A 15903-nucleotide genomic window follows, 5' to 3' on the forward strand; every position below is an offset into this window, starting at 1 on the left:
TCCCACATTTTGATCTGTGAATACATTCAAACGGTGGGAGAGGGCTTGCCCCCGATGGCGGTAGTGGCTCAGGTGCTGATCTTGAGCCCTATCAGCCCACAAATGATCAACGCCACACTGGCCAGTCGAAACAACGCCATAGACTCGCCAAACAGGATAATCCCGGCAATCACGGTGCCTACCGCGCCCACGCCGGTCCAGATGGCATAGGCGGTGCCGAGTGGCAGTTCCTTCATGGCCAGCCCGAGCAGGCCGAGGCTGACGGCCATGGCGGCAATCGTCAGGGCGGTGGGCAGCGGCTTGCTGAAACCGTCGGTGTACTTCAGGCCGACGGCCCAGCCGACTTCAAACAGACCCGCAAAAAACAGAATGATCCAGGACATGATGACCTCCTAATATTAGGTGGGGTCGTCCCCGGATTAGGCGCTTGAGAGCGTCGCGGGGTCGTCCCCGCGAAGCCCGGTAGAGTGCCGAAAAGTGCTCGGCTGATCAAGTTTGTGACGTGTTCTCCAGGGCCCGACGGTCTTCCTTTTCGCTCATGCGACGGAAGTAAGTCGACAGCAACGCCCCGGAAATATTGTGCCAGACGCTGAACAACGCACTCGGCACCGCCGCCAGCGGTGAAAAGTGCGCACTGGCCAGCGCGGCGCCCAGCCCGGAGTTCTGCATGCCCACTTCCAGTGCCAGCGACTTGCGCTGCGCCAACGGCAGCTTGAACACGCGGCCGGTGAAGTAACCCAGCAGGTAACCGAAGCTGTTGTGCAGCATCACCACGGCCATGATCAACAGGCCCGACTCGGCGATCTTCGCCTGGCTGGCGGCGACTACCGCCGCGACGATGATCACGATGCTCACCACCGACACCAGTGGCAGCACGTCTACCGCGTGGCGAACCCGATCACCGAGCACGCGTTGTGCCAGTACACCGAGCACGATCGGCAGCAGCACCACTTGCAGGATCGACCAGAACAACTCCATGAACGACACCGGCAGCCAGGCCGAGGCCAGCAGCCAGATCAACGCCGGGGTGAGCAGCGGGGCGAGGAGGGTGGTGACGGCGGCGATGGCCACCGACAGCGCCAGGTCGCCGCGGGCCAGCCAGGTCATCACGTTGGACGAGGTGCCGCTTGGGCAGCAACCGACCAGGATCACACCGACGGCAATTTCCGGCGGCAAGTGAAAGGCCTGGCACAGCAACCAGGCCACGCCCGGCATGATCACAAAATGTGCGACCACGCCCAGCGCCACGCGCCATGGATGGCGGGCGACTTCGGCGAAGTCATCGAGTTTGAGGGTCAGCCCCATGCCGAACATCACCAGGCCCAGCAACGGGACGATGGCGCTTTTGAGGCCGATGAACCAACCGGGTTCGAGGAAGGCGACGACGGCGAAAATCAACACCCAGTAGGCGAAGGTGTTGCCGACGAAGCGGCTCAAGGCGGCGAGTGCACGCATGGGGGTGTCCTTTGTTGTTGGATTGAATCAAATGTGGGAGGGGGCTTGCCCCCGATTGCAGTCTGTCAGTCATAGGTGTTTTAACTGACAGAACGCTATCGGGAGCAAGCCCCCTCCCACATTTTGATTTTCACATGGTTTAGATGCCCTGCGGCGTCTCTTCACCGCCCAGCGCTTCAACCAACGCCGGCAGGAAGTCGCCGAACGTCAGCATCATCAGGGTAAAGCTCGCGTCCAGTTGGCCCAGGGCTTCTTCACCGCCGTCCTGTTCCGCCTGGTCTTGCAGCAGGTCTTCGAACTTCAGGCGCTTGACGGTCATCTTGTCGTCGAGCATGAAGGACAGCTTGTCCTGCCAGGCCAGGGACAATTGGGTCACGACTTTGCCGGTGGTCAGGTGCAGCTGGATTTCTTCGCTGGTCAGGTCCTGGCGCTTGCAACGCACGATGCCGCCGTCTTCGTGGGTGTCGCGCAGTTCGCATTCGTCGAGGACGAAGAAGTCATCGGCCGGTTTCTGGGTGGTGACCCAGTCGGTCATGATCGCTGTCGGTGCGGTTTTCACCGTCAGTGGGCGAACCGGCAGGGTGCCGATCACTTCACGCAGGGTCGACAGCAGGTCTTCGGCGCGTTTCGGGCTGGCGGAGTTGACCAGGATCAGGCCTTGTTTCGGCGCGATGGCGGCGAAGGTCGACGAACGACGGATAAAGGCGCGCGGCAGGAAGGCCTGGATGATTTCATCCTTGATCTGGTCGCGTTCCTTCTTATAGACCTTGCGCATTTGCTCGGCCTCGATCTCTTCGACTTTCTCTTTGAGTGCGTCACGCACCACGCTGCCCGGCAGGATGCGTTCTTCCTTGCGCGCGGCGATCAGCAGGAAGTCACCGCTGACGTGAACCAGGGGAGCGTCTTCACCTTTACCAAAAGGTGCGACGAAACCGTAAGTGGTCAACTCCTGGCTTGCACAAGGGCGCGCCAGTTTGGTGGCCATGGCCGCTTCCAACGCCTCGGCATCAACAGGCAGATCTTGGGTCAGGCGATAGATAAGCAGGTTCTTGAACCACATGGGGTGAGTCTCTCCTTTATACAAAGGGGGGCATTATTCTCTTGATCACGCCCCAGGCCAACCCTGCCTAAGCCATTGGAAGCTATCAAAAAAAAGATTTAAGAAAGTGCTTGCCAGACCCAGGGTCGCTCCGTAGAATGCGCGCCACACCGAAACGAAGGGTGATTAGCTCAGCTGGGAGAGCATCTGCCTTACAAGCAGAGGGTCGGCGGTTCGATCCCGTCATCACCCACCATTCGCTTCATGTGTTACGCGCAGCGGTAGTTCAGTCGGTTAGAATACCGGCCTGTCACGCCGGGGGTCGCGGGTTCGAGTCCCGTCCGCTGCGCCATATTCGGTTACCTGGAACGCTGAACGCCAGGTCACCACAAAAAGCCCGCTCAATGAGCGGGCTTTTTGCTGTCCGGGATATGGAAAAAATCGCGCGGTAAACTTTTTTTAAATAAAGTACATTTAAATCAAGACATTACGATTTTTTGGTGTATGATGCGCCCACACCGAAACGAAGGGTGATTAGCTCAGCTGGGAGAGCATCTGCCTTACAAGCAGAGGGTCGGCGGTTCGATCCCGTCATCACCCACCATTCGCTTCACGTGTTACGCGCAGCGGTAGTTCAGTCGGTTAGAATACCGGCCTGTCACGCCGGGGGTCGCGGGTTCGAGTCCCGTCCGCTGCGCCATATTCGGTTACCTGGAACGCTGAACGCCAGGTCGCCACAAGAAGCCCGCTCATTGAGCGGGCTTTTTTTCGTCTGCGATTTATCCTCCTGGTGCCTTGCCATTGTGCACTGCCTATTCGCCCTGAACTGTGCGGGTGCGTCATGACGTGGGGGAATACCCCTATGCACATTGGTTGATTGCGCCCTTGGCCGGTTAAACGTTTATCTATAGCCACGCGAAAGACTTCCAGGCGACTCGCTGCAGCAGGATGCTGCGGTGCCCGCCCTCTAACACAAAAAATAGTCTGCAAGGGGAATGGCTCTACATGAAATATCCACTGCGTCCGTTGGTGTTCTGGCCAACTTTCCTGATCCTGCTGGCGGCGGTGATCGCCAGCTACGTCGACCTGAATGCATTCCTTGCGGTCAGCAAACAGCTCAACAACCTGATCCTGAAAAACTTCTCATGGCTGTTCAGCGCCGGCTCGTTTGCCATGGTGGTGCTGACCGCTATCGTCTACTTCTCCGCGCTGGGCAAAGTGCGTATCGGCGGTGAAGACGCCCAGCCTTTGCTGAGCAAATGGCGCTGGTTCATGGTGGCGCTCTGCACCACGCTGGCAGTGGGCGTGCTGTTCTGGACCACCGCCGAACCGCTCTACCACCTGTACGGCCCACCCACCAGCCTGCCGATCGAAGCGGGCAGCTCGGCGGCCAAGAGCTTTGCCATGTCGACGATGTTCCTGCACTGGACCATCACTCCGTACGCCATCTACCTGGTGCCGTCGCTGGTGTTTGCGCTGGTGTTCTATAACCGCCGCAGCAACTTCTCCATCGGCGCCATGCTCGAGCCGCTGCTGGGCGCAGCGCGAGTCAAGCGCTATGCCGGGCTGATCGACACCCTGGCGATGTTCGCGCTGGTGGCCGGCATGGCCTCGTCCCTGGGCACGGGCGCGCTGACCTTGGCCGGTGGCATGGCCCAATACATCGGCGGTGAAACCACCCCATTGCGCCTGGCCATCATCATCACGATCATCGTCATCACCTTTGTCGCCTCGGCCGCCAGCGGCTTGCAGCGCGGTATTGTGATGTTGTCGTCGTTCAACACCTGGATCATGTTCGCCTTGGGGCTGTTCGTGCTGCTGTGCGGGCCGACCCTTTACATGTTCAGCTTGGGCGTCGAGTCCCTCGGCGTGTACCTCGACACCTTCTTCAGCCGCAGCCTGTTCACCGGCGCCGCCAGTGGCGACACCTGGCCGCACAGCTGGACCGTGTTCTATTGGTCGGTGTGGTTTGCCTGGGCCCCGGTGAGTGCGCTGTTCCTCGGCAAGATCGGCCGCGGCTACACCGTGCGCGAATTCATCCACATCAACATGCTCTACCCGGCGTTGTTCACGGCGGTGTGGATCTGCATCTTCTCCGGCACCAGCCTCTACTTCGACGCGCTGGGTGATGGCAGCCTCAACCGTGTGTTGAACGAGCAGGGCGTGGAGCACGTGCTGTACCAGATGTTCCAGCAATTGCCGGCCAGCGGCTTGATGATCGCGTTCCTGCTGTTCGTGGCGTTTATCTCGTTCGTCACCGCGGCAGACTCCAGCACCGATGTGATCGCCAACCTGTGCAGCAAAGGCGTGACCGCCGATTCCGACCTGGACGGCAACCCGCTGCTGAAGATCATCTGGGGCCTGATCATCGGCTCGGTATCGTGGGTGATGGTCGCGTTTGTCGGTGTCGATGGCGTGAAGATGCTTTCCAACCTCGGTGGCTTGCCCGGGATGATCCTGGTGTTGCTAGCCAGTACCTCGCTGATCTTCTGGCTGAAGAACCCGGCGCTGCTCGATGTGAAAAACCTCAGGCCGACCACCGAGCCCGAGCTGCGTGGCGCCAGCCCCGTCGCGGCATTCGCCCGCTAAGCCCGACAACCTGTGTGTCTCCCCCGTACGCTCCCCTCCGGGCGCGGGGGAGCCGTTTGTTTGCAATAAACGCGTTTGGAGTTACCGATGGAAATCGTTACCGAGTTTGCCTACAAGATTCGTGAAATCGAGCACTGCCTGATCCCCTTGAAGGACGGCACGCAATTAGCCGCACGCATCTGGCTGCCGGAAGTCGCCGGCCCGCAAACCTTCCCGGCGATTCTGGAGTACCTGCCGTACCGCAAACGCGATGGCACCGCAGTGCGCGATGCGCTGACCCACCCGTGGATGGCGGGGCAGGGCTATGTGTGCGTGCGCGTCGATATGCGCGGCAATGGCGAGTCCCAAGGGCTGATGGCCGATGAGTACCTGCTGCAGGAGCAGGAGGACGCCCTCGAGGTGATCGATTGGCTGTGCCGCCAGCCTTGGTGCGACGGCAACGTCGGCATGATGGGTATCTCCTGGGGCGGTTTCAACGGCCTGCAAGTCGCGGCGCGCCAGCCCGAGGCGCTGAAGGCAATCATTACCCTCTGCTCCACCGATGACCGCTTCGCCGACGACATCCATTACAAGGGCGGCAACCTGTTGATGGAGAACTTCGGCTGGGCCGCCACCATGCTCAACTTCAGCGCGGCGGTGCCTGATCCTCTGTTGGTTGGCGACGACTGGAAAACCCTCTGGCACCAACGCCTGGAAGCCATGCCGCTGCTCGCCGAAACCTGGCTGCACCACCAGACCCGTGATGACTACTGGCGCCACGGCTCGGTGTGCGAGGACTACTCGCAGATCAAAGCCGCCGTCTACGCGGTGGGCGGTTGGGGGGATGCCTACCGCAATACCGTTTCGCGCCTGATGGAAAACCTGCCAGGGCCGAAGAAAGCCATGATCGGCCCATGGATTCACAAATACCCGCATTTCGCCGTGCCCAATCCGGCCATCGGCTTCCTGCAAGAAGCCAAACGCTGGTGGGATCACTGGTTAAAGGGCATCCATAACGGGGTGATGGATGACGCATCTTGCACCTTTTACCTACAGGATATTCTGCCGCCGAAGGGCAGTTATGCTGAGCGGCCGGGGATCTGGGTGCAGACGTCGGGCTGGCCGGATCCGCAGGTGCAATGGACCGATTTCAGCCTCGGCGAGCACGGCCTGACTGCCGGCGCGCAGCCCTTGGTCACGCCGCGCAGTATCTGCTCGCCGCTGACCACCGGCCTGCATCAGGGCGAATACTGTGCCATCTGGTTTGGCCCCGATGGCCCGACGGACCAGCGCCGCGATGACGCCCACTCGCTGTGCTTCGATTCCCAACCGCTGACCGAGCCCCTGGCCCTGCTCGGCGATGCGCGCCTCACGCTGCGCCTGGCCAGCGACACCGCCTGCGGGCAATTGGTCGCGCGCCTGAATGCGGTGGCGCCGGACGGCCAGGTCACGCAGATCAGCTACGGTGTGCTTAATCTCACGCTTCGCGAGGACCTTTCCCAGGTAACACCTGTCGTACCGGGTGAAGCGATGGACGTGCACCTGAACCTCGACCACATCGGCATGCGCCTGCCCGCCGGCTACCGTTTGCGCCTGGCGCTGAGCACCGCGAGTTTCCCGCTGCTGTGGCCGAGCCGCGAACTGACCACGCTGACCTTGCTGCCGACCCTGCACAGCCTGCAGTTGCCGGTGTTCACCGGCGACGCGGTGGAGTGCCCGTTCGAAGCGCCACAATCGTCGACCCCGGTGAACCTGGAGGTACTGCGCGCCGCCGCGCCGAAACGCACCTTGATCGAAGACGTCGGCAGTGGCGAAGTCTGCGTGAAGATCGAAGATGACCTGGGCGCCATGCGCTTTACCGACCATGGCCTATGGGTGGACCAACGTTGCACCGAGCAATATCACACCTTGCCCTGGGACCCGCTGTCGACCCGTGCCGATATTGAATGGCACTACCGTGTCGGCCGTGACCAGTGGACGGTGGAAGTGGAAAGCCACTTGAGCGTGCACGCCGATGCCGAGTGGTTCTACCTCGAAGCGGAACAGACAGCCTGGGAAAACGGCCAACTGGAATACCGCCGGCAATGGAGTAAACGTGTGGCCAGGGTCGCGCTCTGAGCGAGCAACTGGCAGGATGCCTGCCAACGTGATCTCTGCGGGCCTGGGCAAACCCAGGCCCGTAATTGCCAATGGAATTGCTCATGTCGCGCCGAAACGTCGATCTTCCCCCGCTCAACTGCCTGCAGACCTTCGAAGCGGCGGCCCGTCATTTGAGCTTCACCCAGGCCGCCCATGAACTGAACCTGACCCAGAGCGCGGTCAGCCGCCAGGTCAAGCGACTCGAGGAGGACCTGGCCCGGCCGCTGTTTTATCGGCTGGCCCAGGGCCTGAGCCTGACCCCTGCCGGGGTGCGTTACTTCCGCACCATCCAGCGCCTGTTGCGCGAACTGGACCGTGAGTCCGCCGAGCTGCGCCGTCGCGGCGCCGATCGTCAGTTGACCCTGGCCAGCACGCCTACCATCAGCTCTATCTGGCTTGCCGGTTTATTGCCGGACTTCCAGCGCGAGCACCCGGACCTGGATATCCGCATCCTGTGCAGCGATAACCCCAGCCGCCTGGATGTGAGTGAATATGACCTGGGCTTGTTCTATCACCTGGACGAACTCCCGGCGCCCCACGGCCTGGAACTGTCACCGGTGTTCGACAGCGAACAGGTCATCACCGTGTGCAGCCCTGGCTACATCGAGCGCCACGGCCCGATTCGCGATGCGCACCATCTGCTGCATGCCCACACCTTGCTGATCGTGGAAGACCACTATCACGACTGGCTGACCTGGACCGACTGGTTCGCTGACATCGGCGCCGACTACTACACCCCGCGCCATGCCTTGCGTACCAACAGCTATCAACTGTTGATGCAATCGGCGGTGATGGGGCACGGCGTCGCGCTGGGCTGGAAGAGCTTGCTGGAAAGTGACCTTGATTCCGGGCGCCTGCAAATGGCCTTGCCCCACACCATGCATAGCCGCGGCCGCCTGCATTTTATGCAACCCCACCACCGCAACCCGCCGTTGGCGGTGCGCAGTTTTCGTCAATGGTTGCTGGCTCAGACCGCTGAGGCGGGGGGCGCGTTGACTGAGGGTCAAGGCTGAGCTGTTTTTTTCTTCTTGGTCTGGCGTGTCGCCAGGTGTTCAAAGCAAAAAGACGCGGTGCCGAACACCGCAATAAGGGTGAGTACGAGCATGCCGAGGGTTGAGTTTTCCACGGTGATTTCCTACGGGTGATGGGTAGGTATTCACGGTAGTGGCGGGGTGAAAACGGATCAATAGACCCGACGCAATCCTTACGCCGTCGGGCCCATTGTTATGCACTCTTTACGGGGCGTTACGGCTGTGGCGGTAATCGCTGACCGCTTCATACACGGCTTTGCGCAAGCGGTTGATGCCGCCGATCGGGCGGTGGTCCGCAACGCCGAACCAAGGGTTGAACGACTGGTTGTCGCACGCCAGGTTCTGCTCGGGCGTGTCGAAGTCCTGCGCCGGGATACGCACCTTGGCCACGGTTTCATACGGCGCATCGCTCTCCTTCCATTCGATGCTGGTGTCTTCGATCGGCATGAATTTCTGCGGGTTCTGCCGCTGGATCTGCAACACGAAACACGCAGGCTTGCGATCGGTGGACAACTGCTGGCTCAACGCGCTACGCAGGAAATTCGGCAGGTCCTGGTTCTGTTTGGGCAGTTGATATTCCGGGCAGCTCTGCGGGTCGGGTGCGACGCGGAACTTGGCGTTGGCGCTGCCGAACTTGTAGGGCGAGACTGAAAAGTAGGTGGTCTGCGTCGGGCTGGCCGGCGCTGGCGCCAGCGTGGCCAGGGCGATAAACAAATGACGCACCTGCCAACTGCGCGGGTCGACCTTGGGGAAAAACGCCAGGACTTTTTTGCCGTCCGCCTGTGCACCGATGTTCTGCGCGTATTCCGCCACATCGCTGACAAAGAAGTTCGGGTGGCTGAACATCACGAAGTCCTGTTCCGTGCGTGTCTGCTGGTCGGCCAGCAGTTGCTTGCCCGGCACGTCCAGCAGCTTGAGCGCCATGCCGCGCGCGTCACGGATGCTGTCGAACTGCGGGTAGGCGTTGCCGTTGGACAGGCGCATCAGCGCCTGCCAGGTCTTGCCCGGCTCGGCGAACACGCCTTGGCGCAGCGTCGGGTCCAGATCGGCCGGCACGCTGACTTCGGCCTTCACGCAGCCATGGGCCTTGGCGTGGGCATCACGCAGGTAGCGCGTGCCTTCGCGATGCTGGTCGACGATGCGCACGGCCGTTTGGATGATGCCTTGGGTCATCGCCGCTTCGCCGGGCGGGATCTGCTCGTTCGGCGACACCGGGCCGCTGTGCTGCCAGGCGTACCAGGCGCTGGCGCCCAGCCAACCGAGCAGGCCGAGGCCAATCAGCCACAGTAAAGTCTTGCCGAGAAACCTGCCGATGCGCAGCCAGAGACGGGCGAGCAGGGAAGGTTGGTCGTATCGGGATCGAATCATCATGGCAGTTGTTGCTCCAACGGGCCGCCCAGCACTTTGAGGTATTCCAGCAGCGCCCAGCGTTCCTGCGGTAGCAGGCCACGGCCGATGACGCCATTGCCACGAGCGCCTGCACGGAATTCGTGGCCGCTGTTGTGGTTGCCGGTGATTTTGGTATCGAACAGAAAGGCGTTCTTGAATGCCGCGTTCTCGAAGCCGAGATGGCGCGGGTCGTAGTTGAAGGTGCCTTTATAGAAGGTGGCGCTGCGCTCGTCCTGAGGCGAGAGCAACTGGTAGATCGTCGGCACCGAGCCGTTATGCAGGAACGGCGGTGTCGCCCACACGCCGGCCAGTGGCCGCGCTTTGTAGGCGCGCAGCTCGCGCACGCCGATGGGCAGGCCGTAACCGTCCAGGCGCGGGCGCTCGTCCGGGGTCACGCCGGCGGCGCGGTAGGCATGCGCTTCGACGAAGGCAGTGACGTAGGCGAGGCCCTTGGCCACGGACATCTTTTTCAGGTCCAGCGGCTCGGTCGGCGTGGGGTGCAGTTCGACGTTGAGTGTGGCCAGTTCCGCCGGGTCCCATTGCAGGGCGCTGAGGTCATAGCGCTGGTCGGCGATGTTGCTGGCGGTGCCGGGGTCGGTGCCGATGTAGTCCACCGGCAGCATTTTCAGCTGTTGCACCGGGCGGCCGTTTTCCTGGGTGACGCTGGGGACGTGGCAGCCGGCGCAGTTTTCGGCGAAGAGTGCACGGCCTTGGGCGGCGAGCGGCTTATCGATGGCGCCGAACAAGTCCTCGGGCCAGGTCGGCGGCTTGAGGCGCTGCAAGGTTTCTTCAATCAGGTTGAGGTCGCGCACGCGTACGCTCGACGGGTAGCGTGCATCGCCCTGGAGCGGCTGGCCGGCAGCGTCGAAAAAGGTCAGGGTCGCGCCCACGCCCAGGGCTTCACCGATATTGCGCGCCATGGGCTGCTGCGCCGAACCGTTCCATTGCACCCAGTCGAAGGTCCAGATATCCCACAATTGCGGGTAGTCCACCGGCGCATTGGCGACGCGATAATTGTCCGGGGAAATGGCATCGCCAAAGCTGGCGTTGGCGATTCGGCCAAAGGCGTCCGTGCGGCCGGGGCCTTCTTCGGTGGGGTAGAGGCCGCGGTGGGTGTCGTTCCAGGCCACCTTGAGGAACTTGTTCAGTGACTGCTTGAAGTCCTGGCGCAGTTGCTTGTGCTCTGCGTCGTAGCGGTCGCCCAGCACCTGGCGGGCGAAGCGTTCGAACTTCCACGGGTTGTAATAGGTGGCGGCGAGGCTGGCGACCAGGGCCTGGCCGAAACTGCCGCCGCGCAGGGTGGGGACGCTGGAGGGCAGCACATGCTGGGCCGAGCCGCCGTCAATGCGCAGGGCCTGGCCTTTGAAATGCAATTCGCCGGTATGGCAGGCGGCGCAGGTGATATCCAGGTAGTCGACGTTGCTGCCGGCGTTTTTATGCCGGGCGAAACCCACGGGCAGGTTGCCGGGGTTTTGCGCAGTGGGCACCTGCTTGGGGTCGACCAGGAAACCGAAGCGCGCCAGATACTCCGGCGTGGCGAAGCGTTGTTCGGAAAACGGCAGTTCCAGGGCGGTGAACCAGTCGTAGTGCAGGCCTTTTACTTGAGTGCCCTGGGGCGTGAAGTAATAGGTCTGGCGGTCGGCGGCACTCCATTGGTCCTGGTAGTGCACCTGCTCCACAGGCACGTAGTCCGGTAGCTTGGGGTTGAGGGTGTAATAGAGCACCACGGCCAGAATCAGGCCCAGTGCAGCGAGTATCAGGAGTAAAACACGGGAAAAAATGCGCAAGATGGCTATCCTTGTCTCGGTCTTGTCGACGGGTCGCGTTGTTATGCCACTACGCCACAAGTGCGGCAAGTGGCCATGAGCCTGGTAGTCGGCGGTCCCACGATCCTTCGCGGGACCCCATCATGAATGAAAATGCTTTTAAACACGTGAACTTATCAGAAGTTTCCTGCTCAGATGCCGGTAGCCATTGGTCGTGGCCGCCTGATAAGCTCGCGACTTTATTCGATTGCCCTTTTGGCGCATGAACAAGGAAATAGCATGAAACAGCATCGGTTGGCGGCGGCGGTGGCCCTGGTTAGCCTGGTACTTGCGGGTTGTGATTCGCAGACCAGCGTAGAGCTGAAAACCCCGGCGCAGAAAGCTTCCTATGGCATCGGCCTGAACATGGGCAAGAGCCTTGCCCAAGAAGGCATGGATGACCTGGATTCCAAAGCAGTAGCCCAAGGCATCGAAGATGCCGTCGGCAAGAAAGAACAGAAGCTCAAAGATGACGAGCTGGTTGAAGCGTTTGCCGCTTTGCAAAAGCGTGCTGAAGAACGCATGACCAAGATGAGCGAAGAGTCGGCAGCCGCCGGCAAGAAATTCCTCGAAGACAACGCCAAGAAAGACGGCGTCGTCACCACTGCTTCCGGTCTGCAGTACAAGATCACCAAGAAAGCCGATGGCCCTCAGCCTAAGCCGACTGACGTGGTGACTGTGCACTACACCGGTAAGCTCACCAACGGCACTACCTTTGACAGCTCCGTAGATCGCGGTAGCCCGATTGACCTGCCGGTCAGCGGCGTGATCCCGGGTTGGGTCGAAGGCCTGCAACTGATGCACGTCGGCGAGAAGGTCGAGTTGTACATTCCTTCCGACCTGGCCTACGGCGCACAGAGCCCGAGCCCAGCGATTCCAGCCAACTCCGTGCTGGTATTCGACCTGGAACTGCTGGCCATCAAGGACCCAGCCAAGGCTGAAGCTCCTGCAGCACCAGCCGCCAAGAAGTAATCGGCGCCTGAACACACAACGCCCCGTCTCGACGGGGCGTTGTTGTTTGTGGGAGGGGGCTTGACCCCGATGGCGGTGGATCAGTCACCTTATGCAGTGGCTGATCCCTTGCTATCGGGAGCAAGCCCCCTCCCACATTGAAGCCTCTGCAGATCCGAACGAACGTCTGTAGCGGGCAACAGTCTGATATAAAACCTGAGCATGGCTATCCGCACATCAACGCCAAGTCAATGAAATCTTGGGTTTTTCTTCAGTGCGCAAAAAACGCCCGATCTGACTGAAAGCCATGTAATCCGTGGCTTTCAGCCCGGAAAATGGGCTCTGTTCACAAGGTTATCCACAATTTGTGTGGATAACCTTTCATGTCGCCTGGAACTGGAGTGACAAATGAAACCACCCTTCAATTTCACCCGTTTCCTGCCCGTGGCCGCGCGTCTTCTGGGGCGCGGCCGTCTGCCGACGCTGTTGTTCGCGGTCGCCGCCAAAGGCTCGAGCCAGGGGAATCGCCTGGGCAAGCTCAAGGATGACCTCAAGTTGCTTCAGGCGTTGTGCCTGGCGTACTGGCGCGGCGAATACCGGGCGATCAGTCCCAAAGCGCTGATCTCGGTGGTGGCGGGGTTGATGTATTTCCTGAGCCCGATCGATGCGATCCCGGACTTTATCCCCATGTTCGGCATGCTCGACGACATCGCTGTGTTAGCGTGGGTCATGAAGACCCTGGAAGGCGAACTGAGCGCCTTTCGCGCCTGGCGTGACGCCCAGCGTCCGGAAAAGCTCGCCGTGGTTGAGCGCCTGCCTGCGACGCCTGCGCTGCTGTCCAAGGAAAACCCGCAAAAAAACCGATGACACGGGCTATCCCCCTGCGACCTTTGTGGCTGTTAGGATTACACTCCTAAGGAAAGAGCTTACTTAGTAAGTGTTGTTATCCTACGGGGCAGTCATGGATATTCAGATAATTTCACGGAATGGCGAACCCGAATACGCGGTGTTGCCATGGGATCAGTACCAGGCGCTGCTAAAAGCTGCCGGTCAGCAACAACCGACGCTACCTCCTTCTATATCGACTGCCCAAGCCGCCCCCGAACAGGATCTGCGCCCGCTCGCAGACCTGCGCGGCCTGCGCGAAGCCAAGGGCCTGGCTATCGAGACCCTGGCCCGCACCGTGGGCATCAGCCCGTCATATCTTGGATTGATTGAAAGTGGTGAACGCCAGCCGGATGCCGCGATCCGCCGCAGCCTGGCCTGGGAATTGGGCGTTGCAGGTTGGAGGGATGAATCTTGAGCCTACGTATCAGCCGTCAACATTGGGATGGGTTACTCAACGAACTGGACCAGGCGCGTCGCCAGCGCCATCTGCTGACGTACCGCGCCTTGCTGGAACGCCTGCAATTTCCTACGCCGGCCATGCAAACCCTGGCCGCGGCCCTGGAACACCTGGCGGCGCTGGATGCCAAGGCCGAGCAGCCGTTGCGCAGCTCACTGGTGATCAGCCAGGGCGCCAGCCGCTTGCCGCGTACCGGTTTTTTTGAATGTGTGGAGCGGCTTGGCCGTTTCAGCGGACCCTCCGATGGCGTGGCCGCTGCCTCCTGGCATGCCTCGGAAGTGGTGCGGGTATTCGAATACGAATACCCGGAATCCGCCGAGGCCTAAAGCGCCTGGGGCAGGGCGTCCATGCTGTCGATCACATGGATACTGTAACCGGCCACGTCCTTGGCATGGTGCTTGGCTTGCGAGGCCAGTTCCGCCAACTGGCTGGCATCGAGTTGTCCACAGGCCTGTGGATATAAATGCACCACGCCGATGGACAGCGACAGCAGCGCAAACTCCTGGCGCACACCCTGGCGGTTCAACGCCACGAAACAGCCGGCGTCGAGGTGTTCGGCGCGGTAGAAGCGCCGGCATTGGGTGTGAAAGTCATCCAGCAATTGATTGAGCCGTTTGCGCCAATCCTGCGGGCCCAGCACCAACAAAAAGTCATCGCCACCGATATGCCCGACAAAGTCACGGGTGGGATCGACGCGGTCATTCAGGCACTGCGCCAGGCACAGCAACACCTCATCCCCACGCCCGTAGCCGTAGATGTCATTGAACGGCTTGAAACTGTCGATATCCACGTAGCAGATCACCGACTCCCGTTGTTGTTGCAGCAGGCGTGTGAGGCACTGCTGGATCGGCACGTTGCCCGGCAGCAGGGTCAGCGGGTTAGCGTAGCGCGCCTGCTGGATCTTCAGCTCGGTGATCAGCTTGAGCACGTCGATCACCCGGCCCAGGCCCAGGTAGTCGCCATTGAGCGTGATGATGAAATCTTCTTCGATACGTTGCCGCGCGCGGCTGGTGAGCAGGCGGCTGACTTGTTGCAGCGACTGGCTCAACTCCACCGCCAGGAAGTCGGTGCTCATCAGGCGGCTGATGGGCTTGCGCGCAAACAGGTCGGTGGCGAACGGCTTGAGCAGCGCATCCGACAATAAGTGCCGATGGACGATACCGATCGGCTGCCCGCGTCCGTCCAGCACGGCCAGGGAGTTGAGGTTGGCCTGTCGACGAAACGCTTCGAGCACTTGGGCGGTGGCGGTGTCCTGGTCCACCGCCGGGTGTTCGCTGAGCAAGGCGCTGAGGTCGCTGCCTTCTTCCGTGAGGGTAATGTTGGCTGTGTCGGGCTTGGGCAGCATCTTGCGTGCTTCTTGTGGTGGGTGTTCCTGCGGGCGGCAGAGCAGGTAGCCCTGGACCAGGTCCACGCCCATCTCCGTCAGCACCGCCAACTCCTCCGGCAACTCGATGCCTTCGGCGATCACCTGGGCACGCGAAGCCTTGGCGATCTGCAGGATGGAGCCGACAAACTCGCGCTTGAGCGCATCCTGATGAATGCCGTCGATGAAGTGCCGGTCGATCTTTACGTAATCCGGGCGTAACTCCGACCACAGCCGCAAGCTGGAATAGCCGGCGCCCAGGTCATCGAGGGCGATGGCAAAGCCCATGTCGCGGTAGTGATGCAGGGCGGTTTGCAGCAGGTCGAAGTCGTCAGTGGGTGTTTGCTCGGTGAGTTCGATCACGACCTGGCTGGGTGGAATGCCATAGTCGCGCAGCAGTTGCAGCGTGCGTCCCGGCTGGTGCGCCGTTTCCATCAAGGATTCCGGCGAGATGTTCAGGAACAGCTTGCCCGGCAGCTTCTGTTCGCTGAAGCGTCGGCAGGCGCTTTCGCGGCAAGCTATTTCCAGTTCGCTGAGACGTCCCGCATGGCTGGCCACCGAGAAGAGGGCGACGGGGGAGTGCAGGGGGCTGTTGGAGGGGCCGCGGCTCAGGGCTTCGTAGCCAAGGATTCGTCGTTCGGAGAGGCAGATGATCGGTTGGAACAGGCTGTGCAAACTGCCTTGAGCCAAGATAGAGCCCAGTGCATTCAGCTGTTCGGTCATGGTCATGGCGATCTCGATCGAAAAAAAAGGACCGCAGGCGAGAAGCCTGCGGTCCTTCATTTCACGACAGAATGATGTCTATATGATGACACTCC

The 15903-nt window shown here is 61.1% G+C and carries 14 protein-coding genes and 4 tRNA genes; 11 read left to right on the forward strand and 7 right to left on the reverse strand.

The window, feature by feature from the left end; genetic code table 11:
- Positions 1-68: 68 nt before the first annotated feature.
- The 3 genes from sugE to rdgC all read right to left on the reverse strand — a co-directional run bounded on the left by sugE (position 69) and on the right by rdgC (position 2515).
- Positions 69-383 (reverse strand): quaternary ammonium compound efflux SMR transporter SugE, encoded by a 315-nt coding sequence (gene sugE, locus QCBJ_RS14365; RefSeq protein WP_010211634.1) that lies wholly within the window; start codon positions 381-383, stop codon positions 69-71.
- 106 nt (positions 384-489) lie between these two features.
- Complete coding sequence (locus QCBJ_RS14370; RefSeq protein WP_046036527.1) at positions 490-1455, reverse strand: bile acid:sodium symporter family protein; 966 nt, start codon at positions 1453-1455, stop codon at positions 490-492.
- 139 nt (positions 1456-1594) lie between these two features.
- Positions 1595-2515, reverse strand: a complete 921-nt coding sequence (rdgC, locus tag QCBJ_RS14375) for a recombination-associated protein RdgC (protein ID WP_012723141.1) — start codon at positions 2513-2515, stop codon at positions 1595-1597.
- Positions 2516-2674: 159 nt separating this feature from the next.
- On the opposite strand from rdgC, the gene QCBJ_RS14380 reads away from it, so the two are divergent.
- From QCBJ_RS14380 to QCBJ_RS14410, 7 genes are all read left to right on the forward strand, one after another.
- Positions 2675-2750: transfer RNA gene (locus QCBJ_RS14380), tRNA-Val, on the forward strand.
- Positions 2751-2769: 19 nt separating this feature from the next.
- Positions 2770-2846, forward strand: a tRNA-Asp gene (locus tag QCBJ_RS14385).
- Between the two features lie 176 nt (positions 2847-3022).
- Positions 3023-3098, forward strand: a tRNA-Val gene (locus QCBJ_RS14390).
- Between the two features lie 19 nt (positions 3099-3117).
- Positions 3118-3194 (forward strand) — tRNA-Asp (locus tag QCBJ_RS14395).
- Between the two features lie 305 nt (positions 3195-3499).
- On the forward strand, positions 3500-5083 hold the full coding sequence (locus QCBJ_RS14400; protein WP_102061083.1) for a BCCT family transporter: 1584 nt from the start codon (positions 3500-3502) through the stop codon (positions 5081-5083).
- 87 nt (positions 5084-5170) lie between these two features.
- Positions 5171-7180 (forward strand): CocE/NonD family hydrolase, encoded by a 2010-nt coding sequence (locus QCBJ_RS14405; RefSeq protein WP_102061084.1) that lies wholly within the window; start codon positions 5171-5173, stop codon positions 7178-7180.
- Positions 7181-7263: 83 nt separating this feature from the next.
- Positions 7264-8214: a LysR substrate-binding domain-containing protein gene (locus QCBJ_RS14410; protein WP_043205106.1), complete on the forward strand. Its 951-nt coding sequence runs from the start codon at positions 7264-7266 to the stop codon at positions 8212-8214.
- Here the strand turns inward: QCBJ_RS14410 and QCBJ_RS30415 are convergent.
- The 3 genes from QCBJ_RS30415 to QCBJ_RS14420 form a co-directional block, all read right to left on the reverse strand.
- Entirely contained in the window at positions 8205-8327 is a 123-nt protein-coding gene (locus QCBJ_RS30415) for a hypothetical protein (RefSeq protein ID WP_012723271.1), read from the reverse strand. The genes QCBJ_RS14410 and QCBJ_RS30415 overlap by 10 nt on opposite strands.
- Positions 8328-8436: 109 nt before the next feature.
- Positions 8437-9603 carry a catalase family protein gene (locus QCBJ_RS14415; RefSeq protein WP_102061085.1) on the reverse strand — a complete coding sequence of 389 codons (1167 nt, stop codon included), beginning with the start codon at positions 9601-9603 and terminating at the stop codon, positions 8437-8439.
- Entirely contained in the window at positions 9600-11408 is a 1809-nt protein-coding gene (locus tag QCBJ_RS14420) for a di-heme-cytochrome C peroxidase (protein WP_102061086.1), read from the reverse strand. Before QCBJ_RS14420 ends, QCBJ_RS14415 begins: the two co-directional genes overlap by 4 nt.
- A 258-nt stretch (positions 11409-11666) precedes the next feature.
- On the opposite strand from QCBJ_RS14420, the gene QCBJ_RS14425 reads away from it, so the two are divergent.
- From QCBJ_RS14425 to QCBJ_RS14440, 4 genes are all read left to right on the forward strand, one after another.
- A complete protein-coding gene (locus QCBJ_RS14425) occupies positions 11667-12398 on the forward strand; it encodes an FKBP-type peptidyl-prolyl cis-trans isomerase (RefSeq protein ID WP_012723274.1) in 732 nt (243 codons plus the stop codon).
- Positions 12399-12785: 387 nt separating this feature from the next.
- Complete coding sequence (locus tag QCBJ_RS14430) at positions 12786-13244, forward strand: YkvA family protein (RefSeq protein WP_102061087.1); 459 nt, start codon at positions 12786-12788, stop codon at positions 13242-13244.
- 94 nt (positions 13245-13338) lie between these two features.
- A complete protein-coding gene (locus QCBJ_RS14435; RefSeq protein WP_012723276.1) occupies positions 13339-13680 on the forward strand; it encodes a helix-turn-helix transcriptional regulator in 342 nt (113 codons plus the stop codon).
- Positions 13677-14048 (forward strand): hypothetical protein, encoded by a 372-nt coding sequence (locus QCBJ_RS14440; protein WP_005786715.1) that lies wholly within the window; start codon positions 13677-13679, stop codon positions 14046-14048. The genes QCBJ_RS14435 and QCBJ_RS14440 overlap by 4 nt, the downstream gene beginning before the upstream one ends.
- On the opposite strand, the gene QCBJ_RS14445 is transcribed toward QCBJ_RS14440, so the two are convergent.
- Positions 14045-15814: a bifunctional diguanylate cyclase/phosphodiesterase gene (locus QCBJ_RS14445; RefSeq protein WP_012723277.1), complete on the reverse strand. Its 1770-nt coding sequence runs from the start codon at positions 15812-15814 to the stop codon at positions 14045-14047. The genes QCBJ_RS14440 and QCBJ_RS14445 overlap by 4 nt on opposite strands.
- Between the last annotated feature and the right edge of the window lie 89 nt (positions 15815-15903).

Source organism: Pseudomonas sp. QC2 (assembly GCF_002859085.1).
In the GTDB taxonomy this organism is placed as follows: Bacteria; Pseudomonadota; Gammaproteobacteria; order Pseudomonadales; family Pseudomonadaceae; genus Aquipseudomonas; species Aquipseudomonas petroselini.

Coding starts and splice junctions, on each gene's coding strand:
- QCBJ_RS14425 (WP_012723274.1), top strand. CDS start 11,667: ATGAAACAGCATCGGTTGGCGGCGGCGGTGGCCCTGGTTAGCCTGGTA.
- QCBJ_RS14415 (WP_102061085.1), bottom strand. CDS start 9,603: ATGATGATTCGATCCCGATACGACCAACCTTCCCTGCTCGCCCGTCTC.
- QCBJ_RS14370 (WP_046036527.1), bottom strand. CDS start 1,455: ATGCGTGCACTCGCCGCCTTGAGCCGCTTCGTCGGCAACACCTTCGCC.
- QCBJ_RS14435 (WP_012723276.1), top strand. CDS start 13,339: ATGGATATTCAGATAATTTCACGGAATGGCGAACCCGAATACGCGGTG.
- QCBJ_RS14400 (WP_102061083.1), top strand. CDS start 3,500: ATGAAATATCCACTGCGTCCGTTGGTGTTCTGGCCAACTTTCCTGATC.
- sugE (WP_010211634.1), bottom strand. CDS start 383: ATGTCCTGGATCATTCTGTTTTTTGCGGGTCTGTTTGAAGTCGGCTGG.
- rdgC (WP_012723141.1), bottom strand. CDS start 2,515: ATGTGGTTCAAGAACCTGCTTATCTATCGCCTGACCCAAGATCTGCCT.
- QCBJ_RS14410 (WP_043205106.1), top strand. CDS start 7,264: ATGTCGCGCCGAAACGTCGATCTTCCCCCGCTCAACTGCCTGCAGACC.
- QCBJ_RS14430 (WP_102061087.1), top strand. CDS start 12,786: ATGAAACCACCCTTCAATTTCACCCGTTTCCTGCCCGTGGCCGCGCGT.
- QCBJ_RS14445 (WP_012723277.1), bottom strand. CDS start 15,814: ATGACCATGACCGAACAGCTGAATGCACTGGGCTCTATCTTGGCTCAA.
- QCBJ_RS14405 (WP_102061084.1), top strand. CDS start 5,171: ATGGAAATCGTTACCGAGTTTGCCTACAAGATTCGTGAAATCGAGCAC.